Consider the following 25,028-nt stretch of genomic DNA (forward strand, 5'->3'; position numbering starts at 1 on the left):
CGGCCCGCCCGCGCGGTCAGTACAGCCCGTGGGGGTTGGCTTCGATGGTTTTCTGGGTGAGCCGGCCCCACATGCGCACGTAGCTCCACAGCGTGTAGCAGAGGATCAACGGCACGAAGATGCAGGCCACAACGAACATGATGCCCAGCGTCTTCTGACTTGAGACCGCATCCCAGATGGTCAGGCTCGAGGCCGGATCGAGGCTCGACGGGAAGACGAAGGGAAACAGCGCAAAGCCCGCGGTACAGATGCTGCCGACGATCATCAGACTGGTTCCGACGAAGCTCACCCCACCGCTGTTGCGGCTGGAGCCGAGCAGCGCCAGCAACGCCCCGAGGATGCCCGCGGCCGGCGCGATCAAGGTGACCGGATAGCGGCCGTAGTTGGCCAACCAGCCGATATTGTCCTGGGCCACCTGCTTGTCCAGCAGCGGATTGAGCGCGGCGCCCGGATCGCTGACCGACAGCTGGCTGAAGCCCTGAATGCCCAGCGCCAGCCAGACACCCGCCGCGACGAAGCCGAACAGGAACACCAGCACGCACAGGCGCGTGGCCTGCCGCGAGCGCTCAGCCAACGCGCCGTCGGTGCGCAGCATCAGCCAGGCGCCACCGTGGGCGCTGAGCATGCTCAGGCTGACGATGCCGCAGAGCAGCGCGAACGGGTTGAGCAGCGCGAAGAACGAGCCCTGATAGGTCGAGCGCATCAGCTCGTCCAGCTGGAACGGCAGGCCGAGGAACAGGTTGCCGAAGGCCACGCCGAACACCAGCGCCGGCACCGCACCGCCGACGAACAACGCCCAGTCCCAGGCGCTGCGCCAGCGCGGGTCTTCCACCTTGCTGCGATAGTCGAAGCCCACCGGGCGGCAGAACAGCGCGAACAGCACCAGCAGCATCGCCCAGTACAGGCCGGAAAATGCCACCGCATAGACCATCGGCCAGGCAGCGAACAGCGCACCACCGGCGGTGATGAACCACACCTGGTTGCCATCCCAGTGTGGCGCGATGGTGTTAATCGCCACGCGTCGCTCGTTGTCGGTCTTGCCGACGAAGGGCATCAGTGCCATGGCGCCCATGTCGAAGCCATCGGTCAGGGCGAAGCCGATCAGCAACACGCCGATCAGCACCCACCAGATGAGCTTGAGCACTTCGTAATCGAACATCTCGTATCTCCCTCAGACGCTGCCAGGTTGGGAAGACAGGCCGCTCGGCTGCGCCGACGCCACCCGTGCTTCACGTACGTCCCGTTCGAAGTGATAACGACCGGTGTGCAGACTGCTCGGCCCAAGCCGTGCGAAGCGGATCATCAGGAACATCTCGATCACCAGCAGCAGGCTGTAGAAGGCCACCAGGGCGATCAGCGAGCCCCAGATATCGCCCGCCGCCAGCGTCGAGGTGGACAGATGGGTCGGCAGTACCTCGGCGATCGACCATGGCTGACGGCCATGCTCGGCGACGTACCAGCCGGTCTGCGCGGCGATCCACGGCAGCGGCAGGCTGAACAGCGCAAACTTCAGCAGCCAGGGCTTGGTCTCGGCATTGCGCTTGATCGATGCCCAGCTCGCCAGGGCAAACAGCAGCAACATCAGAAAGCCGGCGGCGACCATCACGCGGAAGGTCCAGAACAGGCTGAACACATTGGGGATAGTGTCCAGCGCGGCGAGTTTGATCTGCTCCTCGCTAGCATCGACCACATCGGCGGTGTACTTCTTCAGCAACAGCCCGTAGCCCAAGTCCTGCTTGACCTCATTGAACGCGGCGATGGCTTCGGCCGACTTGTCGCCGCTACGCAGCACCTGCAGCCGCTCGTAGGCGAGCATGCCGTTGCGGATGCGCAGCTCATGCTCGGCGACCAGCTGCTTGATGCCCTTGACCTCCTCATCCAGCGAGCGCGTGGCGATCAGTCCCAGTGCGTAGGGGATCTTCACTTCGTAATCGGTGCGCATCTCCTGCTGATTGGGCAGGCCGAACAGGGTGAAGCCGGCCGGCGCCGGATGGGTGTCCCACTCGGCCTCGATGGCCGCCAGCTTGACCTTCTGCACGTCACCAATCTCGTAGCCGGATTCGTCGCCAAGAATGATCACCGAGATCGTCGATGCCAGGCCGAACACCGCGGCGATGGCGAACGAACGGCGGGCAAAGCCCAGGTCGCGCTTCTTCAATAGATAGAAGGAAGAAATCGCCAGCACGAAAATCGCCCCGGTGACATAACCCGCGGACACGGTGTGGACGAACTTGACCTGCGCCACCGGGTTGAACAGCAGCGCTCCGAAGTCCACCAGCTCCATGCGCATGGTCTCGAAGTTGAACTCAGAGCCGACCGGGTTCTGCATCCAGCCATTAGCGATGAGGATCCAGAGCGCCGAGAGATTCGAGCCCAGCGCCACCAGCCAGGTCACCGCCAGGTGCTGCACCTTGGAGAGCCGGTCCCAGCCGAAGAAGAACAGGCCGATGAAGGTGGACTCGAGGAAGAACGCCATCAACCCCTCGATGGCCAGCGGCGCGCCGAAGATGTCGCCGACGTAGTGGCTGTAGTAGGCCCAGTTGGTACCGAACTGGAATTCCATGGTCAGTCCGGTGGTGACCCCCAGAGCGAAGTTGATGCCGAACAGCTTGCCCCAGAACTTGGTCATGTCCTGATAGACCTGCTTGCCGGTCATCACGTAGACCGACTCCATGATCGCCAGCAGGAACGCCAGCCCCAGGGTCAACGGCACGAAGAGAAAGTGATACATCGCCGTCATGGCGAACTGCAGGCGTGATAGATCGACAACGCTTTCCGAGATCATCTCGGCCCTCCCTCGGGGATCAAACCCCGCGAATCAAGCAAATGGTCGGCAACGCGCACCGAACCGTTCTCGGGAATGCTGGGGGCATCGAACCAGACGTTTTTTATGATCATGAGGATCGCGACCTTGGCCAGCACTACCAGCACGACGTCTCGCCTGAGCGATGACTTGAACATGCCTACCTCCTTGCGTGACCGCCCGAGCGCCTGGCGCTCCGGCAGCATGTTGCGATTGAAGGCCCCCTTGGGGTGGGGGCCGACATCCGGGCGCGACGCCTGGACTCAATCGCGGCGCCCCGAGCCACCCGTGGAAGCTGCTCTGGTTCGAGGCAGACAAAGTGTCCGGCGCACCCTGCAAGCGGACAACTGCGACAGCCTGCCCCACCCACTCGCGGCAATCTGTGCCAGAGCGGCGCTGCGCTCCAAACAAGCAGTGACACCGGCGAGCGATGCCGGGTCAGGCGCGACGCGATCGCCACGCTGCGGCGCCCTGTCGCAGTCATGGCACACGCAGCCAGCGGCGAAATCCATTGCCGGCCGTGCTCGAGAGCGGGCTCCAGGCGAAGTCCCAGGGCGCCGGCGGCAGCTCCTCCGCCTCGGCGGCGAGCGGGCGTCCGCCCTGGCGCACCCGCGGCTTCCAGTCGAATACATGCTCGCTGCCGCCTCGCCAGCCGAGCACGATGCCGATTGCCGGGCTGTCATCGCTGGCGACCCAACGCGCTGCTGCGGCGAGCATCATGGCCTCGATATGCTCCGGTTCGACCAGCTCGCGGTAGTCGGAGGCCAGCAACCAGCGGCAGACGCCGAGGTGGAAGGTCCAGTCCAGCGCCAGCTGGCAGCCGTAGGCCCAGGTCATGAACTGACGAAAGATCTCCAGTCCCTCTGGCGGGTCAAGCTTGAGCAGCCGCGGGCAGACATCGAACAGCGCATGCCAGTACGGCAGCAACTTGGCATCCAGATGCACGAAGCTGCGGGCGTTGCTGGGGTAGTCGGGAAAAGGCAGCCGATAGCTCACGCGGCTATCGGCACGGGTGAATCGTTCCATCATGGTCATGGTGAAATCCCCTGAATCGACTGGGCCGTCGGAAGGCTCCGACAGGTAGCCGTCTCGTCCGCTGCTACTGGGCGGAAGGACGGCGAATCACGTCAATCAGGAAATCTCAGGGCGCGCGCGGATTCAGTGCCGGCCAGTGGAGGCGCGGGCCATGACGCTCAATCGGCGGTAGCGGAGTCGCGCCTGTCGTGAGCCGCCCCAGGCAGGCCAAGGCGAACAGCGCGACGATGGCGAGGAAAACCGAACTGCACAGTGGGCAGTCGAGGGCATGCTGCGACAGGTCATGTAAATCGGAGGGAAGCGCGCCGAGGCCGGTGCCACCATCGTCGCCGGTGACGCAGAACGCGTCCTGCCCCATGGCCAGTCCGAAGCCCACATGGGTGGCGTGGTTCAGACTGCAGACAAAGGCATTGAGCAGGATGCAGGTGAAGAGCACCCATACGATCTGCGCACGCTTGTCTTTGACGATGGTCATGTTTCGACTTTACACCGCACGCCTCTGGACGGCGCTGCGCCAAACCGTCGCAGCGGCCTCAGTGGTTGACGGTGAACGCTAGCATCGCCGAGAGCTGACACAGCGGACGGCCGCTTTCCGCGTGCCACTGGTTGAATGCAGCCTGCACCGCGGCTTGATCGCGCTGACTGCTGGGCACCTTGTCGACGATTTCCTGCGCCTTGAGCGCGGCTACCACGTCTTTGCTGGGCACGAAGGTGTCTTTGCCGGCCATGCGCAACAGGCGCGGCGCCGACAGGCCACCGAGCTGGCTGCCGTGCCTGATCAGGTAACGCCACAGGCCGACGATGTCGCTGCTCGGCCAATCGGCCAGCAGGTTGCCGAAGCTGCCCCTTTCCTTGGCCACGTCGAGCACGAACTGCGCGTTGCGCGGCACGCTCTTGAGCTTGCCGAGATGACGGATCAGTCGGGTGTCCTGCATCAGTCGCTCGATGTGCTCGCCGCCCATCAGCACGACTTTCTCCGGGTCGAAACCGAAGAAGGCCTGCTCGAACGCCGGCCACTTGGCATCCACCAGGCTGTGCTTGAGGCCAGCGCGGAAAATGCGCAGGCTGATCAGCGAGAGATAGCGATCATCGGAAACGTTGCGCAATTCATCGGCACTGCGCGGTTGCGGCAAGCGGGCCTCCAATGCCGCGGCCGAGCCGAAGCGGTTGAGGCAGTATTCGTGCAGCCATTTGTAGTCTTGCATGGTTCAGATCCGATGGTGACGGCAGCGGCACAGGGTGCCGGTGACGAGCCGGCCTCGCAAGTCCGCCGCCATCGACGCAGCTGGGCGGCAGCGGTCAGGTGGCGTTCGCGCAGGCTGGTCTGAACGAATATTCGCAGGCAAGCCCGCTTCCACTGTGAAGCCGGCGCAAGCCGGGTGGCACCGTTTGGTACGCGTCCCATTGCCCTGACACCAGGCGCAGACGGTGGACAAGCTTCGCGTTGTCCACCCTACGAGCAGAACGTCCTTTGCATGCGAGCCGGCTCAGACGTGCAGCGGGCTCCCGGTATCAGCCGCGTAGCCGCTGCGCCGCCTGACGCAGCATCTGCTCGGTCGCCGTCCAACCCAGGCAGCCGTCGGTGATCGACACGCCGTAGCGCAGCTCGCCGGACAGCGGCTGGCAACCATCGAACAGATGGCTCTCCAGCATGACGCCACGCAGGCTCATGTCGCCAGCCAGGCGCTGCTCGATCACCGACTCCAGCACCGCGGGCTGGCGCAGTGGGTTCTTGCCGCTGTTGGCGTGACTGCAATCGACCATGATGCGCGGGGCGATACCCTGCTGCTCGAGCGCGATGCGTGCAGCAGCGACGCTGGCGGCATCGTAGTTGGGCGCGCCGTGGCCGCCGCGAAGGACAAGGTGGGTATCAGGGTTGCCGCGTGTCAGCAGCAGGGCGGGATGGCCGAGATCGTCGATGCCGAAGTGCTGATGTGGATGTTCCGCTGAACGCATGGCGTCGCAGGCGATGCCCAGACTGCCATCGGTGCCATTCTTGAAGCCCACCGGCAGGTCCAGCCCGCTGACCAGCTCGCGATGAATCTGCGACTCGCTGGTGCGTGCACCGATCGCGGCCCAGCCGAGCAGATCGTCGAAGTACCCCGCAGCCAGCGGCTGCAGCAGTTCGGTGGCGATCGGCAGACCAGTTTCGAGAATATCCAGCATCAGGCGGCGTGACAGGTGCAGCCCTTCGGCCATGTTGCCACTGCCGTCCAGATGCGGATCGTAGACCAGGCCTTTCCAGCCGACGGTCGTGCGCGGCTTCTCCACATAGGCGCGCATCACCAGCAGTAGCTGATCGCTTACGTCGGACGCAAGCGCGGCGAGACGCTCGGCGTACTCGAGCGCGGCGGCAGTATCGTGCAGGGAACAGGGCCCGACGACGACCAGTAGGCGCGTATCGCGGCCGTCGAGCACGGCGCGGATGGCGTTGCGGTCGTTATCGATGCGTGCGGCAAGGGCGTCATTCAAGGGCAGACGCTGGCGCAATACGGCGGGGCTGGGCAGCGGCTGTGCGCTGCGGCGAGCAATGGAAGCTTCAGCGGTGGCGACGGGTTGTTTGGCAAGTACGGTGGCGGATGCATTCATGATCTGGCGGTTCCTTCTGCCGGCGCGGGTGGTCCGCGGCGGCGCTAGTCGGGTGTTCGTTCGCGAGCTTTGTGTTCGGTGTCGAAGCGGCTAAATCGCCAGTCGTAGCGGTAATAACGGTCGGTGCGGTAAGTGGTCATAGCGTGCTCCTCGTTGCGTTGGGCCATCGAGTGGCCGAAAAAACAAAACCCCCGGTCGGGTGGCCGACCGGGGGTTCAAAAACTGCTCTGGTGGCGACCCTGCTTGCTAGGGCGCCTGTGGGGTATCAGGCGCGCCTGTGGCTAAACCAATACCCAAAGTAATAACCAGCGGCGGCAACCTGCTGCCCACGAACGACCACAGTGCGAATGGCACAGGCATCGACAACGTTGAGGGCTACAGGGTTCAGGGACATGCTGATCTCCAGAAGATGGCCGAACCATACTCCGCCAGACATGCTGCTTTCAACCCGCATGGCGAAAAAGCTCGTTGGGTGGGCTTCCGCCGAGGCGATGCGGTGGATGACGATGGCGGACTGAGCAAGCCCGCCCTGCGGAAACCGCGAGCGCGACCTACAGGCTCATCACATCGACGAAGCGCGGCGTGGCGCTGTCATCGATACGCAGGCTCTTGAAATCGAACAGGTTGCGGTCGGCCAGCTGCGAAGGCACCACGTTCTGCAGCGCGCGGAACATGATTTCGGTGCGCCCTGGCGACTTGCGCTCCCACTCCTGCAGCATTTCCTTGACCACCTGACGCTGCAGGTTCTCCTGCGAGCCACAGAGGTTGCACGGGATGATCGGAAACTCCTTCATCTTCGAGTACGCCTCGATGTCCGCCTCGTTGCAGTAGGCCAGCGGGCGAATCACCACGTTGCGTCCATCGTCGGAGAGCAGCTTGGGCGGCATGGCCTTCAGCGTGCCGCCATAGAACATGTTGAGGAAGAACGTTTCCAGGATGTCGTCGCGATGATGCCCGAGCGCCATCTTGGTCGCGCCGATCTCGTCGGCGAAGGTGTACAGCGTGCCGCGGCGCAGACGTGAGCACAGCGAGCAGGTGGTCTTGCCTTCCGGAATCTTCTCCTTCACCACCGAGTAGGTGTCCTTCTCGATGATGTGGTACTCCACGCCGATGGACTTCAGGTACTCGGGCAGCACGTGCTCGGGGAAGCCTGGCTGCTTCTGGTCCATGTTGACGGCAACTATCTCGAACTTGATCGGCGCGACCTTCTGCAGATAGAGCAGCACATCGAGCATGGTGTAGCTGTCCTTGCCGCCAGACAGGCAGACCATGACCTTGTCGCCGTCCTCGATCATGTTGAAGTCGGTAACGGCCTCGCCGGCCAGGCGGCGCAGGCGCTTCTGCAGTTTGTTCTGGTTGACCGAGAGGTTGCCCATGTCAGGTGTCCGGGTGAGATGCGAAAGGCGCGCATTTTACGCGCAAAGCAAGCCTGACCGCAGCCCGTTCGCCGCCTGCTCCGATGTGAACCAGCACTGAATGAACACCCGCAGTGCTGTGCTAGTCTCGCCCGATGGACGACCTCTCCCCCGCACTGGATCTGCCAGACCACCTGCTCGTACTGCTGCAGGAAAAACCCGAAGGCTGCAGCGAGTACGAGCTGATTCAACAGCTCAAGCGCCGGCACAGCACGCATGTGCCCAACCTGCCGCTGACCGACAAGCTGGTGCTGTTCCGTACGCATTTTCTGGTGTTCAACGCGCTTTATCTGCTGCGCGACCGACTCTGGGCCGAGGGCAGCGGCCATCTGCAGATCAGCCCCTTGCACGTTCAGTTGCTGCCATATGCCGGCGCCAACGCCGGCCTCGCCGAGCAGGACGCCCTGCGCGCGTATTACCTGGATCTCTCCAACCTGCGGGATACCGACGAAGACGATGTCGAACGCCTGCTGGCGAGCTTCTGGACGCGCATGCAGGGCAGCGACGAGAAGCGTGCCGCTCTCGAACTGTTCGAACTGGATCGCTCCGCGCAGCCGCTCACGCTGGAGCTGATCAAGCGCCGCTACCGTCAGCTTGTCGGCCTGCACCATCCGGATCGAGGTGGCAGCACGCAGCGCCTGCAGTCAATCAATCTGGCGATGGAAATACTCGAGCGCTATTACCGCTGACGACATAGCTTCGAAACGCTCTAACCCCGCTGATGCATTGCCGATCGGCATTTCTATACTGCGACGTAAGGTCGCACGCGCCGTCCTCGATGACGACCGCCAGGCGAGGCGACCTCCATAAACTGAGGAGACGCTGGCATGATCAATCACGTTTGGGGTTTGTTCACCCACCCCGGTCAGGAGTGGAACGAAATCCGCGGCGAGGAAGAAACCGTCAGCCACATGTACCTCACGCATGTGCTGCTGCTCGCCGCGATACCGGCGGTATCGGCCTACATCGGCGCGACCCAGGTGGGCTGGAGCATCGGCGGTGGAGAGCCGGTCAGGCTGACCCAGGCCAGTTGCATGCAGCTGGCGATACTTTCCTACTTCGCCATGCTGGCCGGCGTCGCCGTGATGGGCGGCTTCATTCACTGGATGGCACGTACCTACGACGCTACCCCAACCCTTACCCAATGCATCGTTTTCGCCGCCTATACCGCAACGCCGCTGTTCATCGGCGGGCTGGCGGGTCTCTATCCGCACCTCTGGCTCGGCATGCTGGTGGGGACCGCGGCAGTCTGCTACACGGCCTATCTGCTCTACGTGGGGCTGCCTAAGTTCATGAACATCCACGAAGACGAGGGATTCATGTTCTCCAGTTCGGTACTTGCGGTCGGCCTCGTAGTGCTGGTGGCGATCATTGCCCTGTCGGTCATAACCTGGGGCATGGGCATCGGCCCGGTCTACGTCCGTTAACCCAATCCTCACCTCAAAAGGCCGCCTGTGGGCGGCCTTTTCGTATGCCCGCGCATCATCCCACGACGAATCGTCTGGACCGATAAGGGAAACCCTCACCGCATCTGCCGTTCTAAAGCGATAACGCCGCTGCAACAGCATTCCTGAGCGGCCCTCAAGGCAGACGGAGACTCGGTATGATCCCGCACTTTGTAACATTGCTCACCCGCCCGGATCGGGCGTGGGCGGACATTCGCCGCGACGAAGAAAAGAACAGCTCCAACTACCTTGTCCATCTGCTGCTGTGGGCATTGCTGCCGGCGGTTTGCATGTTCATCGGCACACGTTATGTAGGCTGGATCCTGGTCGAAGCCGAACGGATCTGGCTCGATACCCGCAGTGCCTTCCAGCTCAGCGCGCTGATCTACATCACCATCGTCGCCGGCACCTTCATCATGGGGTTCTTCCTGCGCTGGATGTCGCGCTCCTTCGATGCACGCCCGACTTTCAATCAATGCGTGGGCTTCATCGCCTATGTCATTACACCTTTCTTCCTGGCCGGACTTGGTGCGCTCTACCCGTCGCGCTGGCTGGCCATCCTGGTTCTGGTGGCGGCCGGGGCATACTCGACCTATCTGCTATTCGTCGGCCTGCCGACGTTCATGCGCATCAGTAACCGCAACACCTTTCTTTACGGCGCCTGCACCTGGGGCGTCGGCCTGCTGGTGCTGGTGAACCTGAAGGTGCCGATGATCCTGTTCTGGATGCTCGCACTCGACCCAACCTACGAGCGCGATACCCCACAGAACCAGAGCTATGGCTTTGAGGAGAATCGCCCGCAAGAAGAACCGGGCGGCATCGACAACGAACGGCGCTTCAACGAACGCCCGAACGATTGACCAACGAAGCTGTTTGGCCAGAAACGGTTTGGCATAATGCGGCGCTTGCAGGAGTACCCCAATGCCCGAGCGCCTCAATGCCCGCGTCGAAGCCTGTTACGAGCTGGCCGAGCAGTTTTTCAAGCGACGCTTCACCCGCCCCCAGATAAGCCTCAAGCTGCGCGGGCAGAAAGCTGGTGTAGCGCATTTGCAGGAAAATCTCCTGCGCTTCAATGAGCAGCTATATAGGGAAAACACCGAGCACTTTCTGCGCCAGACCGTCGCCCATGAGGTCGCGCACCTGATCGCCCATCAGATGTTTGGCTCACGGATTCAGCCTCACGGCGAGGAATGGCAGCTGATCATGCGTGGCGTGTACGAGCTGCCGCCGGATCGCTGCCACACCTATGCGATTCGTCGCCGGTCCGTTACCCGTTATGTCTATCGCTGCAGCTGCGTGGATCAGGATTTCGCTTTCACGCCCCAACGCCATGCGCTGGTGGCGAAGGGGCGCCGTTATTACTGCCGTCGCTGCAAGACCACCCTCGCCTTCAGCGGCGAGCAACGCATCGAATGACGCCAGCGCCTGCTAGAGCACCCTCGCCCGCCAACCGGCAATGACGAACAACGCCGCCAGCAACGCCATCAACGGCAACCAGCCCGCGTGATCCCAGACATAACCGGCGCCATAGCCAACCACACTCGATCCCAGATAGTAGGCACACAGGTACAGCGCCGATGCCTGCGCTCGAGCACCCTTGGCATGGCTGCCGACCTGCCCGCTGGCCACGGCATGCGCGGCGAAGAAGCCGAGGGTGAACAACCCGAGACCTAGCACGATGCTGACCAGCCACGACGTCGCGCATAGCCCCACACCAATCAGCATCAGAGCGACCCCACCGCGCAGCACCTTCCGCGCACCGAAGCGCGGCACCAGACGCCCGGCCCAGCCGGCGCTGAAAATCCCGCCGAGATAGACGACGAACAGCAGGCCGATGAGCGTCGAGGACAAGCCGAACGGCTCGCCTGCCAGGCGGAAGCCAATGTAGTTGAACAGCGCGACGAAGCCGCCCATCAGCAGAAAGCCCTGCAGGAACAGTCCACGTAGCACCGGATTGTCCAGATGCAGCCGGAAGTTCGTCAGCAGAATGCGCAGCGAGAGCGGCTGCGCCGTGAAATGTCGCGACGGCGGCAACAGCCAGACGAACGCCACCAACGCCAGCAATCCCAGCGAGGCAATGCCACCGAGCGCCAGCTGCCAGCCACCCAGGTCACTCAGCAGGCCCGAAAGCAGACGCCCGAGCATCCCACCCAGCGCCGTGCCGCCGATATACAGGCCCATTGCGGCAGGCAGCGACTCGGGCTCGAACTCCTCGCCGACGTAAGCCATCGCCAGTGCCGGCAATCCACTGAGTGCCAGCCCGAGTAGCGCGCGCAGCGCCAGCAATAGTTGCCAGGAATCGACCAGTACGCTGGCCAGCCCGAGCAGGCTGGCCAGACCGAGCGCCGCGGCCATCACCGGCTTGCGTCCCCAGCTTTCGGCAAGCGCACCCGAGATCAGCAGACAGACGGCGAGCGACAGCGTCGTCAGCGACAACGCCAGACTGCTGCTGGCAGCCGATACGGAGAAATGCGCGGCGAGCATGGGCAGCAACGGCTGAATGCAATACAGCAATGCGAACGTGGCGAAGCCAGCGCAGAAGAGTGCAAACGTGGCGCGCCGGTAGGCTGGCGTGCCTCTTGATAGGTGTGCGTGTTCGGCGATCATCGGCGCCCTCGTCTCATGCGCTGACCTGAGAAAAAGCCGCGCAGGCTAGCACGGCTGTTCGCTCTGCCGCTTGCCGGACAGAAAAGCGGTCCGCTGATCGGCCTAACCCCAAGCCACTGCAGAGAACCGAAACGAACATTGCCCTAAGCTGGTCTGTGACTAGACTCCCTATATGCCAGTCGGAGTAAAACAATGACAGTAACGCCGAATGACACCCGCCCCGCGGATACCTCGATCAAGCGGGACGAAACCCGCCTCTTCATATTCCTGATCGTCTTCCTGTTTCCCATCCTCAGCGTCGCGCTGGTCAGTGGTTACGGTTTCATCGTCTGGATCGTGCAGATGATCTTCGGGCCGCCAGGTCCGGCTTAAGCCGCCCTGCCGATCTAATCGGGCCTGCGCCCTGCTGCCAACGGAAACGGAATCACTGATGGGACACCCTCTGCATATCGCCAGCCTGCTGGTGCACTGCCGCCCCGAATGGCTGGCCGCGGTAAAAGCCAACCTGCAACTGTTACCCGGCCTGGAAATGCACCAGGAGAATGCCAGCGGCAAGCTGGTGGTGGTGCTGGAAGCCGAGCACGAATCACGCATCCTTGCCTCGATCGACCATATCCAGCAATTGCCCGGCGTGCTCAATGCCGCATTGATCTATCACGAAGAACTCCTCGAAGGAGACGCCTGATGAGCCTTACCCGACGCCAATTCGCCAAAGCCAACGCTGCGGCCATCGCCGCTACCGTGGCCGGCATGCCGATCGCTTCCAGCGCAAGCAACCTGATTACCGAAGCGGACGCCACCAATCTGAAATGGGACAAGGCCCCTTGCCGCTTCTGCGGCACCGGCTGCGGCGTCATGGTGGCGACTCGAGAGGGCCGCGTCGTCGCCACCCATGGCGACGTCAAGGCGGAAGTGAACCGCGGCATCAACTGCGTCAAAGGCTACTTCCTGTCGAAGATCATGTACGGCTCGGATCGCCTGACCCAACCGCTGCTACGCATGAAGGACGGCAAGTTCGACAAGCAGGGCGAGTTCCAGCCCGTCAGCTGGGAACAGGCCTTCGACATCATGGAGGAAAAGTACAAGGCGGCGCTTAAGCAGGGCGGCCCGGAAGCCATCGGCATGTTCGGCTCGGGGCAGTGGACGATCTGGGAAGGCTACGCGGCGAACAAGCTGATGAAGGCCGGTTTCCGCTCGAACAACATCGACCCCAATGCACGTCACTGCATGGCCTCGGCAGCGTTCGGCTTCATGCGCACCTTTGGCATGGACGAACCCATGGGCTGCTACGAGGACATCGAAGCGGCCGACGCATTCGTGCTCTGGGGCTCGAACATGGCGGAGATGCACCCGGTGCTCTGGACCCGCGTGACGGATCGCCGCCTCAGCGCGCCGAACGTCAAGGTGGCGGTCATGTCGACGTTTGAACATCGCAGCTTCGAGCTGGCCGACATCCCGATGATCTTCAAGCCGCAGACCGACCTGGTGATCCTCAACTACATCGCCAACCACATCATCCAGAGCGGCGCGGTAAACAAGGACTTCATCGAGAAGCACACCAAGTTCGCCAAAGGTGCGACCAACATCGGCTACGGGCTGCGCCCGACCGACCCACTGGAACTCAAAGCCGAGAATGCTGCGGTGGCCAACACCTGGACCGACATCAGCTTTGAGGATTACGCCGAGTTCCTGAAAACCTACACCCTGGAATACGCTGCAAAGGAATCCGGCGTGCCGGCCGAGCGGCTCCAGGCGCTAGCCGAGCTCTATGCCGACCCGAAGGTCAAGGTCATGTCGTTCTGGACCATGGGCTTCAACCAGCACACCCGCGGTGTCTGGGCGAACAACATGATCTACAACATCCACCTGCTCACCGGAAAAATCAGCGAGCCGGGCAACAGCCCCTTCTCGCTCACCGGCCAGCCTTCGGCGTGCGGCACGGCGCGTGAAGTAGGCACCTTCTCCCATCGCCTGCCGGCAGACATGGCCGTTGCCAACCCGAAGCACCGCGCCATCGCCGAGAAGATCTGGAAACTGCCGGAAGGCACCATCCAGGAGAAGCCCGGCTTCCACGCAGTGGAGCAGAGCCGCAAGCTCAAGGACGGCGTACTGAAGGTCTACTGGACCCAGGTGACCAACAACATGCAGGCCGGTCCCAACGTCATGCAGGAAATCCTGCCTGGCTGGCGTAATCCGGAGACCTTCATCATCGTCTCGGATGTCTACCCTACCGTCTCCGCGCAGGCCGCGGACCTCATCCTGCCTAGCGCGATGTGGGTAGAGAAGGAAGGCGCATACGGCAATGCCGAGCGCCGCACACAGTTCTGGCACCAGCTGGTCACCGCGCCCGGCGAAGCGCGCTCCGATCTTTGGCAGCTGGTCGAATTCTCCAAGCGCTTCAACGTCGACGAAGTGTGGCCGGCCGAACTGCTCAGCAAAGCACCCGACCTCAAGGGCAAAACCCTGTACGACGTACTGTTCAAGAATGGCCAGGTCGACAAGTTCCCCAGCGACGAAATCACTGAGGGTTACGCGAACCATGAGGCCGAAGCCTTTGGTTTCTACCTGCAGAAAGGTCTGTTCGAGGAATACGCCGAGTTCGGGCGCGGTCATGCCCACGATCTGGCGTCATTCGAGACCTACCACGAGACCCGCGGTTTGCGTTGGCCTGTGGTCGACGGCAAGGAAACCCAATGGCGCTACCGTGAAGGCTATGACCCCTATGTCGAGGCCGGCAGCGAGGTGCAGTTCTACGGCTACGGCGACAAGAAGGCGATCATCTTCGCGCTGCCCTACGACGTACCGGCCGAAGTACCGGATCAGGACTACCCCTTCTGGCTCAGCACCGGGCGGGTGCTCGAGCACTGGCACACCGGCAGTATGACGCAGCGCGTCGACGAACTGCATCAGGCGGTGCCCGATGCGCTCGTCTACATGCATCCCGAAGACGCACGAAAGCTCAACGCGCGCCGTGGCAGCGTGGTGAAGGTCATCAGCCGGCGCGGTGAAATGCAGGCGCGGGTGGAAACGAGGGGACGCAACAAGCCGCCGATGGGGCTGATCTTCGTGCCGTTCTTCGACGCGAACAAGCTGATCAACAAGGTCACCCTCGACGCCACCGACCCGATCTCCAAGCAGACCGACTACAAGAAATGCGCCGTGAAGATCGAAGTGGTCAGCATCGCCTGAGGAGAACCGCCATGAAATTCCGTTTACTGCCGCTGACCCTGCTTGCGGTGTTCGGCCTGGCCATCGCTGCCGAAACCAACTATCCGCTGGACGCTCCGGCTCCGGACGGACGCCGCCCAGGCGGGACCATTACCCAGGAGTTCACCCCACCGAAGCTGCATGACGAGGAAAACAAGGACATCAGGCGCGAGCGCAACTATCCGGAACAGCCGCCGACCATCCCGCACAGCATCCGCGGCTACCACGTCGACAAGAACGCCAACAAATGCCTGAGCTGCCATAGCAGGGCCAACAGCGCACGTGCGCAGGCGCCCATGATCAGCATCACCCACTACACCGACCGCGACCAGCAGACGCTCGCGGCGGTAGCGCCACGGCGCTACTTCTGCACGCAATGCCACGTGCCACAGCACGACGTGAAGCCGCTGGTGGAGAACCGCTTCAAGAACATCGACGAACTGCTGTACCGGGAAACCTCACCATCCACCAACGGAAACTGAGGGGGCCTGAATGAAGTCGATCAAGTCGTTTTTCAAACGCTACTGGGCAGTGCTAAGGCGGCCTAGCGTGCACTACAGCCTGGGTGCGCTGACCCTCGGCGGGTTTATCGCCGGCATTATCTTTTGGGGCGGCTTCAACACTGCTCTGGAAGTGACCAATACCGAAGCCTTCTGCATTTCCTGTCACGAGATGGAAGACAACGTGTACATGGAAATCAAGGACACCATTCACTACAGCAACCGCTCGGGCGTACGGGCAACGTGCCCGGATTGCCACGTGCCGCATAAGTGGACCGACAAGATCGCGCGGAAGATGCAGGCTTCGAAGGAAGTCTGGGGCACGATTTTCGGCACCATCAACACCCGTGAGAAGTTCCTCGACAAGCGCCGTGAGTTGGCGGAACACGAGTGGGCACGGCTCAAGGCCAACGATTCACTCGAGTGCCGCAACTGCCATGATTTCGGCTATATGGATTTCACCCGCCAAGGCAAACGAGCCTCAGACTTCCACTCCACCGCCCTGGCCAACGGTGAAGCGACCTGTATCGATTGCCACAAGGGCATCGCTCACAAGCTGCCTGACATGCGCGGAGTGCCGGGCTGGTGATAGCGAATAGACGCCTGGCCGTCTAGCGGCGTGGCGTCTTCTCCTTTCCAGAGCAGCAACAAAAAAGCCCTGACCGATGGCCAGGGCTTTTTCATGCGTAGCGCAATCAGGCCTTGGGCAGCGTCACACCGCGCTGACCCTGGTACTTGCCGCCGCGATCGCGGTAAGACACTTCGCACTCCTCGTCAGACTCGAGGAACAGCATCTGTGCCACGCCCTCGTTGGCGTAGATCTTTGCCGGCAAGGTGGTGGTGTTGGAAAACTCCAGGGTCACATGCCCTTCCCACTCCGGCTCCAGCGGCGTGACATTTACGATGATGCCGCAACGCGCGTAGGTGCTCTTGCCCAGGCAGATGGTCAGGACGTTGCGCGGGATGCGGAAGTACTCGACGGTACGCGCCAGCGCGAAGGAATTCGGCGGAATGATGCAGACATCGCTCTTGATGTCGACGAAGCTCTTTTCGTCGAAATTCTTCGGATCGACCGTCGCTGAGTTGATGTTGGTGAACACCTTGAATTCATCGGCGCAGCGCACGTCGTAACCATAGCTCGAGACACCGTAGGAAATCAGCCGATCACTACCTTCGGTGCGCACCTGTCGCTCGACGAAAGGCTCGATCATGCCGTGTTCCTGGGCCATGCGGCGAATCCACTTGTCCGATTTGATGCTCATGGCTGGCGTCCTGATTAGTTGAAGGTTGGCGTGCGAAGACGCGCATCTTACCGAGCCTCGTGCGCGTGTTAAAGCATGGCCACCATGCGCGGCGCAGAGCTCGTCACACCCGAGCGGTGCCGCTCGGTGAAGAAATGCAAAATAAAGCTCGCTTTGCTCCAGAAAAAAGGTATTGTTACTGGGCTGCTGCTGCATGTGTCACCGTGAATCGCTACATGTTTAGATTTCGATCCAAATATCGATACGACTCCTATCTCCTTGCACACAGTGATGTTCGGACCCTTTCAGTCCGCACTTTATTTTTTAAAACTTGGTTCAAGGAGACATCAAATGTCCAATCGCCAAACCGGTACCGTTAAGTGGTTCAACGATGAGAAAGGCTTCGGCTTCATCACTCCGCAATCCGGTGACGACCTCTTCGTACACTTCCGCGCCATCCAGGGCGACGGTTTCAAGAGCCTGAAAGAAGGCCAGCAAGTTTCCTTCGTCGCTACCCGCGGCCAGAAGGGCATGCAAGCTGAGGAAGTTCAGGTTATCTAACCTGAGTCTTCTCTGAAAAAGCCTCGCTTCGGCGGGGCTTTTTTGTGCCTGCAATTTATCGCCGGGCGCGGGCGGTGACGCATGGCGTCACCGCCGCTAGGCTCAGTCCTCGGAAATGACGATCTTCGGCATCGACTGCGCGATGATTTGCCCACTCTGAGCGATACGGGCACCGACGGTACGCGCCACCTCTTGGTAAATCATCGCGATCTGGCTTTCCGGATCAGCTATCACGGTCGGCTTGCCCGCATCCGCCTGACTGCGAATCGCCATCGACAAAGGTAGCGATGCCAGCAGATCGACGTTGTACTGCGCCGCCAGCTTCTCGCCACCACCCTCACCGAACAGATGCTCCGCATGGCCGCAGCTCGAGCAGATATGGATGGCCATGTTCTCCACCACACCGAGCACCGGAATGTTCACCTTGCGGAACATCTCAACGCCCTTCTTCGCATCGAGCAACGCCAGATCCTGCGGCGTGGTCACGATGACCGCCCCCGTCACCGGCACTTTCTGCGCCAGCGTCAGCTGGATATCGCCCGTTCCCGGCGGCATATCCACCACCAGATAATCGAGATCGTTCCAGGCGGTCTGAGTGATCAACTGCAACAGCGCACCGGAAACCATCGGCCCGCGCCAGACCATCGGCGTCTTGTCATCGGACAGGAACGCCATGGACATGACCTGCACCCCGTGGGCCTCTAGAGGGATGAACGCCTTGCCATCGCGAATCTCCGGGCGCGTGCCTTCTGCGATACCGAACATGATGCCCTGGCTCGGGCCATAGATGTCGGCATCCAGCACGCCCACCCGTGCACCTTCGCGCGCCAAGGCCAGAGCCAGATTGGCGGCTGTGGTCGACTTGCCGACACCACCCTTGCCGGATGCCACGGCGATGATGTTCTTCACATTGGAAAGCGCCGGCACCTGATCCTGCGCCTTGTGCGGACGCACGACGCAATCGACCTGGACATCGGCGCGACTGACGCCATCCAGGTGCTCGATAGCCATCGCCAGCATCTGTGCCCAGCCACTGCGAAACAGCGCAGCGGCGTAGCCCAACTCAAGCTGCACGCTGACCCTATCACCCTGCACCTCGATCGAACGCACGCAGCCGGCGCTCACCGGATCCTGATTCAAATGGGGATCGGTGTACTGGCGCAGGACGGTTTCCACAGCTTCGCGAGTGACGGACATGGTTACTCCTAGAAAGACCGAGCAAATCAGACAGGCATCTTACCCCGCACGCCGCTTCCGAGCCCAACACCAACCGGCACTGTCGAAGCCGGGGATGGGCAGCGCGGGTGAAAAATACGCGCCGGGCCTTTATAGTTGCAGACTTTCTTTCGCAATTCCGACTGCAGATTTCCCATGTCCGAAGCTCGCCAGATTCTCGTTACCAGCGCACTGCCCTACGCCAACGGTTCGATCCACCTCGGCCATATGCTCGAGTACATTCAGACGGACATGTGGGTGCGCTTCCAGAAGCTGCGCGGCAATCAGTGCATTTATGTCTGCGCCGACGACGCCCACGGCTCGGCAATCATGCTGCGTGCCGAGAAAGAAGGCATCACGCCCGAGCAATTGATCGCCAACGTGCAGGCCGAACACGGCAGTGATTTCGCCGACTTCCTGGTGGACTTCGACAACTTCCACTCCACCCATTCGGAAGAGAACCGCAAGCTTGCCGAGCTGATCTACACACGCCTGCGCGACGCCGGCCACATCGCAACCCGCTCGGTGACCCAGTATTTTGACCCCGAGAAGGGCATGTTCCTCGCCGACCGCTTCATCAAGGGCACCTGCCCGAAGTGCGCGGCCGAGGACCAGTACGGCGACAACTGCGAGAAGTGTGGCGCCACCTACGAGCCGACCGAACTGAAAGATCCGCGTTCGGCGATCTCCGGCGCCACGCCAGTGCTGAAGGACTCCAAGCACTTCTTCTTCAAGCTGCCGGACTTCGAGGCCATGCTCAAGCAATGGACCCGCGGCGGTGCGCTGCAGGAGTCGGTTGCCAACAAGATCGCCGAATGGCTCGACGGAGGGTTACAGGAGTGGGACATCTCGCGTGACGCGCCCTACTTCGGCTTCGAAATTCCGGGTGAACCGGGCAAGTATTTCTACGTCTGGCTGGACGCACCGATCGGCTACATGGCCAGCTTCGAGAACCTGTGCAAGCGCCGCCCCGAGCTGAGCTTCGACACGTTCTGGAGCAAGGATTCGACCGCCGAGCTGTACCACTTCATCGGCAAGGACATCATCAACTTCCACACCCTGTTCTGGCCGGCCATGCTGGAAGGCGCTGGCTTCCGCAAGCCGACCGCGGTCAACGTGCACGGCTACCTGACGGTGAATGGACAGAAGATGTCCAAGTCGCGCGGCACCTTTATCAAGGCGCGCACATATCTCGATCACCTGAACCCGGAATACCTGCGTTACTACTACGCGTCGAAGCTGGGCCGCGGCGTGGACGACCTCGATCTGAACCTCGAAGACTTCGTGCAGAAGGTCAACTCCGATCTGGTCGGCAAGGTGGTCAACATCGCCAGCCGCTGTGCGGGCTTCGTCCACAAAGGCAACGGCGGTGTGATGGTCGACGACAACCCTGAACCGGAACTGTGGGCAGCCTTCCAAGCCGCCGCCCCGGGCATCGCCGAGGCTTACGAGGCACGCGACTTCGCCCGTGCCATGCGCGAAATCATGGCGCTCGCTGACCGTGCCAACGCCTGGATTGCCGATAAGGCGCCATGGGCGCTGAACAAGGTTGAAGGCAAGCAGGCCGAGGTACAGGAAATCTGTGCACTAGGCATCAACCTGTTCCGCCAGCTGGTGATTTTCCTCAAGCCGGTGCTGCCGAACCTCGCCGCGGCTGCCGAGCAGTTCCTCAATGTTGAGCCGTTCACCTGGAACGACCATGCGACACTGCTGGCCAACCACCAGCTCAATGCTTTCACTCCGCTAATGACCCGCATTGAACCCGCGAAGATCGAAGCCATGATCGAAGCATCCAAAGAAGACCTCGCCTCCAGCGAAGCCGCAGCTGCCCCGGCGGGCAATGGCGAACTGACCAAGCAGCCGATCGCCGCGGAAATCAACTTCGATGCCTTTGCCGCGGTCGATCTGCGCATTGCGCTGATCGAGAAGGCCGAGTTCGTCGAAGGCGCCGACAAGCTGCTACGTCTGACCCTGGACATCGGCGATGCCAAGCGCAACGTTTTCTCCGGCATCAAGAGCGCTTACCCGGACCCAAGCAAGCTGGAAGGTCGTCTGACCCTGTATGTCGCTAACCTGGCGCCGCGCAAGATGAAGTTCGGCGTTTCGGAAGGTATGGTCCTCGCGGCTGGGCCCGGCGGTAGCGAAATCTACCTGCTGAGCCCCGACAACGGCGCCAAGCCGGGCCAGCGCGTCATGTAAACCGGTGTTCGCGTGCCGGCCTCCCGAGCGGCACGCGAAACCCGGCGTTAACGGAAACGCTATGAGCGAGCCTGTAGATCCTTCCAACTGCCCGCTCTGCGGTCAGCCCAACCAGTGCGGCGAGTGCGACCCTGCCGCCGCCCAGCCCTGCTGGTGCTTCACAACCCCAATCCCCGATCACGTGCTCGAGCGCATTCCTGCCACGCTCCGAAATCAGGCCTGTATCTGCGCGCGCTGCGCTCGCAGCCAAACCGCTCCTCCAGATGCGCCTTGACCGCTACCTCGCCAATCGCGCACGTCTAAGTCGTCAGGACGTTCGGCGCCTGCTGGCCGAAGACCGAGTGCTGGTGAACGGCGAAACCAGCCGGATAGTGGATCTGGAAGTTCGTGTATTCGACCGAATCGAGCTGGACGGAGAAATGCTGCAAGCGGGGAAAGCGGCGCGCTACCTGATGCTGCATAAGCCGGCAGGCTGCGCCAGCGCTACCCAGGATGCGACGCATCGCACCGTACTGGATCTGATCGACGAGCCGGACAAGCAAGACCTGCACATCGCCGGCCGCCTCGATTTCAATACCACCGGCCTTATGCTGCTCACCAACGACGGCCAATGGTCTCGCCGCCTGACCCAGCCTACCAGCCTGCTGGGCAAGGTCTATTTGATCGAAACCGAAGACGAGATCGACCCGGCCTGCGTTGACGTTTTTGCCCAGGGCATGTATTTCCGCTTCGAAAATCTCACCACCCTACCCGCCGAACTCGTACTGCTCGAACCCCGCCGCGCCCGTCTGACCCTGCACGAGGGCCGCTACCACCAGGTCAAGCGCATGTTCGGTCGCTTCAACAACAAGGTCACCGCCCTGCATCGCGAAAGCATGGGTCCTCTGACGCTGGACCTAGCACTGGAACCCGGCCGGTATCGATCGCTGACCGAGCAGGAGATCGCTCAGATCTGAACCCTTTTCGCCTGCCCGCCAGAAAAACCCAATGCCGCCCTTCATTTCGCCCAAGCCTTCTGGTAAAAAGGCACCCCTGAGCGGGCGTCGTATAATGGCATTACCTGAGCTTCCCAAGCTCATGACGAGGGTTCGATTCCCTTCGCCCGCTCCACTTCGACTTTCCAGGGACTTCCACCGAACGCCAGGGAACGTCGTAAGTCATTGTCAGGATTGAGATTTTTACCTGATCTCAATCCACTGACATCCAGCGAAATCCACTCCCAGCCGGTTCTAACTGGTACGTTGAGCGGTACACTGGCAATACGGAGGTCCCCAAAACCGTATTGTTGCTGGAGGAGCCGGGGTTCCGTCGGGAACATGGCATCCAACTCGCTTCGCAGGAGTTGGACTCATGCTTTCAGACCTCCAGGTTCGACAGGCCAAGGTGACCGGCAAGGCGTATTCGCTTGTCGATTTCGACGGTCTCTACTTCTACATCTCCGCCACCGGCTTCAAGGCCTGGCACTTCCGCTTCACTTGGGGCGGCAAGCGCGAGCGCATGTCCTTCGGTGGCTATCCCGCGCTTTCCCTGAAAGACGCTCGCAATCTGCGCGACGAGGCCCGGGCCATGCTGGCCAAGGGCATCAACCCGCATTCGGAGCGCAAGCGCAAGCGCCACGCCATCGTCCTGGCGGGCGAGCACACCTTCCAGGCCATCTACGACAAATGGCTGGCCCACCGCAGCCTCTCTCTGGAAAATGAGGGCCGCCAAAGTACGCCCAAGCAGATCGGGCGCGTCTTCGCCAAGGACGTGTTTCCCGTATTGCGCCACCTGACCATCTACGACGTCACCCGCGCCCACCTGCTGGACATCATCGGCAGAGTGGAAAAGCGTGGCTCGCTGTCGGTGGCCGAGAAGCTGCGCACCTGGTTCAGCCAGCTATTCACCTACGCCTCGGTGGTGGTGCCCAACATGGGCGACAACCCGGCCAAGGATTTGGACGTGGTGGCGATGCCGCTGCCCCCGGTGGAGAACAATCCCTTTTTGCGCATGCCCGAGCTGCCGGCAATGCTGCAGACGTTGCGCAAGTACAGCGGTCGCCTGAATACGCAACTGGGTCTACGTCTGCTGCTGCTCACGGGCGTGCGCACCGGTGAATTGCGCTACGCCACGCCCGATCAGTTTGATCTGGAGCGCGGTCTGTGGATCATCCCGGTTGTCAGGCTCAAGCAACGCAAGCAGCTCACCAAGAAGAAGCGCCAGCGTTTCGCCGACATCCCGCCATACATCGTGCCACTGTCGTTGCAGGCACAAGAGGTCGTTCGTCATTTGCTGGGAAATCTGAAGCCAGCACAGGTGTATCTCATCCCCGGTGATTGGTGCCTGAAAAACCCTCTGAGCGAGAACACGCTCAATGGCGCGCTCAAGCGTATGGGCTATGAAGACCAACTCACTGGGCATGGCGTTCGCGCCACCATCTCGACTGCGCTCAATGAATTGGGGTATCCGCCCAAGTGGGTAGACGCCCAACTTTCGCATGCCGATCCGGATCGGATCAGCGCGACCTACAACCACGCCGAGTACGTCGAGCAACGCCGCGTCATGATGCAGGACTGGGCCGACCGGCTGGACTTGTTCGAGCAGAATCAGGTCGAAGTTGCCAGCACGCACTTGACCATCACGTTGCAGGGCCTGCCCACAATCGCCGGACAGGCGGCAGCGCAGCCGCCCGCCCTGAATCCAAACGCCCCTCAGTTGATCGTTGCGCCTGCACCCGATGCACCAGCGGTTCCAGCTTCCGTCTATCGACTTTCGGCGGTGCATCTGCCCGAGTACGCGCGACCCACGCTGTCAGAGGTGCAGCGCGAGCGCTTGCAATTGCTGGAGATATTCGAGGCATCCCACAACCTGTCGGTGGCCGATTACGCCAAGCTGGTTGGCAAGTCCCGCCGCTGGATCACTTACGAGATTCAGGCCGGCAATCTCCTGTCGATCCATCTGGGTCACCGTGGGCAGCGCGTCCCGGACTGGCAACTCGACCCCATCAAGCGCAAGCTGATTCAGGCTGTCCTGAAGCTGGTGCCGCGCGGTATCGACACCTGGCACATCTATCACGCACTGCTGCGGCCATACGATGCCCTGGGCAAGTGTCCAGTCATCGAGGCCGTCGATCCGACCAACCTGCATCTTGCAGCTCGACTGGTCGCCGCACATGCCATAGAAACCGATGAGCTTGCAGAGCAATCGGAGGCGTCTCCGGTGCTGGCCAGGCAGACTGTAGAGCGCCTGGTAAAAACGGCAATGTTGGTTGATATGCCCGAAGATCCCGTCGCCCGTTGAGCTGAGGCCGGGCGGCAGCACCGTCCGGTCAAGGTGGGGTTTGGGGAGCAATGGAACCAAAAACCAACGTAAGCCCTACCACCTGCGCTCGGTGCCTTCTTCCCAGGCATCCGCCTCGATGAAGCAGTTGCGCATGTCGGCTTCCTGGCTGATCTCGGTCAGCAGGTCGTGCACGGTCTTGTCCAGCTCGTCGTCGCTTCGATACGAAATGGCCAACTCGTAGTGGCCCGACTCCAGCCGTTTCATGCCGTAGGGTTCCAGGCAGTAGCGCTCGATGTTCTCCTTGGCCCGTTTCCGGCCGCGCACGAACTTGCTGTTATTCACCACCGCCAGGCGCAGGGTGACGGTGGCCACCCGCTCGACAGCGGGCGGCTCTGCCGGCGATGACGACGAGGCCGTGATCTGCTGATCGCGTGACCGGGCGCTCTTCTGGTATGCGCCGATCTCGACACCCCGGTGGCGCAGGTAGCTGTACAGTGTGCTCTTGGAGATGTGTAGCTTCTCGCCGATGGCGCTGACGCTCAGGCGACCCTCGCGGTACAGCGTTTGCGCCGCCATGGCGGTGGCCTCGGCCTTGGCGGGCAGACCCTTGGGACGGCCACCGATCCGGCCCCGCGACCGTGCGGCCGACAGGCCCGCCTGAGTCCGCTCGCGGATCAGCTCGCGCTCGAACTCGGCCAGCGAGGCGAACAGGTTGAACACCAGGCGGCCTTGGGCATGGGTGGTGTCGATGGGGTCATTCAGGCTCTGCAAGCCGACCTTACGCTCTGCCAGCTCGCCGACCAGCTCGACCAGGTGCTTGAGCGAGCGCCCGAGGCGATCCAGTTTCCAGATCACCACGGCATCACCCGGACGCACGTTGGCCAGCAGTTTGTCCAGTTCCGGACGGGCGCTTTTCGCGCCGCTGGCGATGTCTTGGTAGATGCGTTCGC

Annotated in this window: 26 protein-coding genes and 1 tRNA gene; 15 read left to right on the forward strand and 12 right to left on the reverse strand. The window is 61.8% G+C overall.

Annotated elements, in window-relative coordinates; translation table 11 throughout:
• Window positions 1-16: 16 nt before the first annotated feature.
• From cydB to ttcA, 8 genes are all read right to left on the reverse strand, one after another.
• On the reverse strand, window positions 17-1,159 hold the full coding sequence (gene cydB / locus LO50_RS10615) for a cytochrome d ubiquinol oxidase subunit II (protein WP_003297957.1): 1,143 nt from the start codon (window positions 1,157-1,159) through the stop codon (window positions 17-19).
• A gap of 12 nt (window positions 1,160-1,171) precedes the next feature.
• Window positions 1,172-2,785: a cytochrome ubiquinol oxidase subunit I gene (locus tag LO50_RS10620; RefSeq protein WP_003297959.1), complete on the reverse strand. Its 1,614-nt coding sequence runs from the start codon at window positions 2,783-2,785 to the stop codon at window positions 1,172-1,174.
• Window positions 2,782-2,961, reverse strand: a complete 180-nt coding sequence (gene cydP / locus LO50_RS10625; RefSeq protein ID WP_044314967.1) for a cytochrome oxidase putative small subunit CydP — start codon at window positions 2,959-2,961, stop codon at window positions 2,782-2,784. The genes LO50_RS10620 and cydP overlap by 4 nt, the downstream gene beginning before the upstream one ends.
• A gap of 322 nt (window positions 2,962-3,283) precedes the next feature.
• Window positions 3,284-3,838, reverse strand: coding sequence for a putative natural product biosynthesis protein (locus LO50_RS10630; RefSeq protein WP_044314968.1), 555 nt, complete (start codon window positions 3,836-3,838; stop codon window positions 3,284-3,286).
• A gap of 106 nt (window positions 3,839-3,944) precedes the next feature.
• Complete coding sequence (locus tag LO50_RS10635) at window positions 3,945-4,313, reverse strand: DUF2946 family protein (RefSeq protein WP_044314969.1); 369 nt, start codon at window positions 4,311-4,313, stop codon at window positions 3,945-3,947.
• Window positions 4,314-4,371: 58 nt separating this feature from the next.
• On the reverse strand, window positions 4,372-5,043 hold the full coding sequence (locus LO50_RS10640) for a DNA-3-methyladenine glycosylase I (RefSeq protein WP_044314970.1): 672 nt from the start codon (window positions 5,041-5,043) through the stop codon (window positions 4,372-4,374).
• Between the two features lie 307 nt (window positions 5,044-5,350).
• Window positions 5,351-6,427 carry a 3-deoxy-7-phosphoheptulonate synthase gene (locus LO50_RS10645; protein ID WP_044314971.1) on the reverse strand — a complete coding sequence of 359 codons (1,077 nt, stop codon included), beginning with the start codon at window positions 6,425-6,427 and terminating at the stop codon, window positions 5,351-5,353.
• Between the two features lie 551 nt (window positions 6,428-6,978).
• Window positions 6,979-7,803, reverse strand: coding sequence for a tRNA 2-thiocytidine(32) synthetase TtcA (gene ttcA / locus LO50_RS10655; protein ID WP_015277775.1), 825 nt, complete (start codon window positions 7,801-7,803; stop codon window positions 6,979-6,981).
• 134 nt (window positions 7,804-7,937) lie between these two features.
• Here ttcA and LO50_RS10660 point away from each other — a divergent pair, with 134 nt between their 5' ends.
• The 4 genes from LO50_RS10660 to LO50_RS10675 all read left to right on the forward strand — a co-directional run bounded on the left by LO50_RS10660 (window position 7,938) and on the right by LO50_RS10675 (window position 10,703).
• Entirely contained in the window at window positions 7,938-8,531 is a 594-nt protein-coding gene (locus LO50_RS10660; protein ID WP_044314973.1) for a DNA-J related domain-containing protein, read from the forward strand.
• Window positions 8,532-8,669: 138 nt separating this feature from the next.
• Entirely contained in the window at window positions 8,670-9,269 is a 600-nt protein-coding gene (locus LO50_RS10665) for a Yip1 family protein (RefSeq protein WP_044314974.1), read from the forward strand.
• A 176-nt stretch (window positions 9,270-9,445) separates the two neighbouring features.
• Window positions 9,446-10,147 carry a Yip1 family protein gene (locus tag LO50_RS10670; RefSeq protein ID WP_044314975.1) on the forward strand — a complete coding sequence of 234 codons (702 nt, stop codon included), beginning with the start codon at window positions 9,446-9,448 and terminating at the stop codon, window positions 10,145-10,147.
• 61 nt (window positions 10,148-10,208) lie between these two features.
• On the forward strand, window positions 10,209-10,703 hold the full coding sequence (locus LO50_RS10675) for a SprT family zinc-dependent metalloprotease (RefSeq protein WP_044314976.1): 495 nt from the start codon (window positions 10,209-10,211) through the stop codon (window positions 10,701-10,703).
• A gap of 12 nt (window positions 10,704-10,715) precedes the next feature.
• Here LO50_RS10675 and LO50_RS10680 read toward each other — a convergent pair whose 3' ends face one another.
• Window positions 10,716-11,894: an MFS transporter gene (locus tag LO50_RS10680; protein WP_044314977.1), complete on the reverse strand. Its 1,179-nt coding sequence runs from the start codon at window positions 11,892-11,894 to the stop codon at window positions 10,716-10,718.
• A 192-nt stretch (window positions 11,895-12,086) separates the two neighbouring features.
• Here LO50_RS10680 and napE point away from each other — a divergent pair, with 192 nt between their 5' ends.
• From napE to LO50_RS10705, 5 genes are read left to right on the forward strand one after another with little or no spacing between them, the layout of a single operon-like run.
• Complete coding sequence (napE, locus tag LO50_RS10685) at window positions 12,087-12,266, forward strand: periplasmic nitrate reductase, NapE protein (RefSeq protein ID WP_014819702.1); 180 nt, start codon at window positions 12,087-12,089, stop codon at window positions 12,264-12,266.
• 58 nt (window positions 12,267-12,324) lie between these two features.
• Complete coding sequence (locus LO50_RS10690; protein WP_014819701.1) at window positions 12,325-12,579, forward strand: chaperone NapD; 255 nt, start codon at window positions 12,325-12,327, stop codon at window positions 12,577-12,579.
• Window positions 12,579-15,083 carry a nitrate reductase catalytic subunit NapA gene (gene napA, locus LO50_RS10695; RefSeq protein WP_044314978.1) on the forward strand — a complete coding sequence of 835 codons (2,505 nt, stop codon included), beginning with the start codon at window positions 12,579-12,581 and terminating at the stop codon, window positions 15,081-15,083. The genes LO50_RS10690 and napA overlap by 1 nt, the downstream gene beginning before the upstream one ends.
• Before the next feature lie 11 nt (window positions 15,084-15,094).
• Window positions 15,095-15,583 (forward strand): nitrate reductase cytochrome c-type subunit, encoded by a 489-nt coding sequence (locus LO50_RS10700; protein WP_044314979.1) that lies wholly within the window; start codon window positions 15,095-15,097, stop codon window positions 15,581-15,583.
• Between the two features lie 10 nt (window positions 15,584-15,593).
• On the forward strand, window positions 15,594-16,190 hold the full coding sequence (locus LO50_RS10705) for a cytochrome c3 family protein (RefSeq protein ID WP_044314980.1): 597 nt from the start codon (window positions 15,594-15,596) through the stop codon (window positions 16,188-16,190).
• A gap of 106 nt (window positions 16,191-16,296) precedes the next feature.
• On the opposite strand, the gene dcd is transcribed toward LO50_RS10705, so the two are convergent.
• Window positions 16,297-16,863: a dCTP deaminase gene (gene dcd / locus LO50_RS10710; protein WP_003292548.1), complete on the reverse strand. Its 567-nt coding sequence runs from the start codon at window positions 16,861-16,863 to the stop codon at window positions 16,297-16,299.
• 330 nt (window positions 16,864-17,193) lie between these two features.
• Between dcd and LO50_RS10715 the strand changes: the two genes are divergently transcribed.
• Window positions 17,194-17,403, forward strand: coding sequence for a cold-shock protein (locus LO50_RS10715; RefSeq protein ID WP_003282211.1), 210 nt, complete (start codon window positions 17,194-17,196; stop codon window positions 17,401-17,403).
• Between the two features lie 102 nt (window positions 17,404-17,505).
• Here the strand turns inward: LO50_RS10715 and apbC are convergent, their stop codons facing one another.
• Complete coding sequence (gene apbC / locus LO50_RS10720) at window positions 17,506-18,600, reverse strand: iron-sulfur cluster carrier protein ApbC (RefSeq protein ID WP_023443864.1); 1,095 nt, start codon at window positions 18,598-18,600, stop codon at window positions 17,506-17,508.
• Window positions 18,601-18,774: 174 nt separating this feature from the next.
• On the opposite strand from apbC, the gene metG reads away from it, so the two are divergent.
• From metG to LO50_RS10740, 5 genes are all read left to right on the forward strand, one after another.
• Window positions 18,775-20,817 (forward strand): methionine--tRNA ligase, encoded by a 2,043-nt coding sequence (gene metG / locus LO50_RS10725; RefSeq protein WP_044314981.1) that lies wholly within the window; start codon window positions 18,775-18,777, stop codon window positions 20,815-20,817.
• 61 nt (window positions 20,818-20,878) lie between these two features.
• Window positions 20,879-21,091: a cysteine-rich CWC family protein gene (locus LO50_RS24120; RefSeq protein ID WP_080902091.1), complete on the forward strand. Its 213-nt coding sequence runs from the start codon at window positions 20,879-20,881 to the stop codon at window positions 21,089-21,091.
• Window positions 21,081-21,773 carry a pseudouridine synthase gene (locus LO50_RS10730; protein WP_044314982.1) on the forward strand — a complete coding sequence of 231 codons (693 nt, stop codon included), beginning with the start codon at window positions 21,081-21,083 and terminating at the stop codon, window positions 21,771-21,773. Before LO50_RS24120 ends, LO50_RS10730 begins: the two co-directional genes overlap by 11 nt.
• An 80-nt stretch (window positions 21,774-21,853) precedes the next feature.
• Window positions 21,854-21,927, forward strand: a tRNA-Gly gene (locus LO50_RS10735).
• 240 nt (window positions 21,928-22,167) lie between these two features.
• A complete protein-coding gene (locus LO50_RS10740) occupies window positions 22,168-24,096 on the forward strand; it encodes a tyrosine-type recombinase/integrase (protein WP_014596114.1) in 1,929 nt (642 codons plus the stop codon).
• 75 nt (window positions 24,097-24,171) lie between these two features.
• Here LO50_RS10740 and LO50_RS10745 read toward each other — a convergent pair.
• Window positions 24,172-25,028 (reverse strand): recombinase family protein (locus LO50_RS10745; protein WP_044314983.1); only part of this gene is annotated, 857 nt, incomplete at its 5' end.

Source organism: Stutzerimonas stutzeri, from assembly GCF_000935215.1.
GTDB lineage: Bacteria > Pseudomonadota > Gammaproteobacteria > Pseudomonadales > Pseudomonadaceae > Stutzerimonas.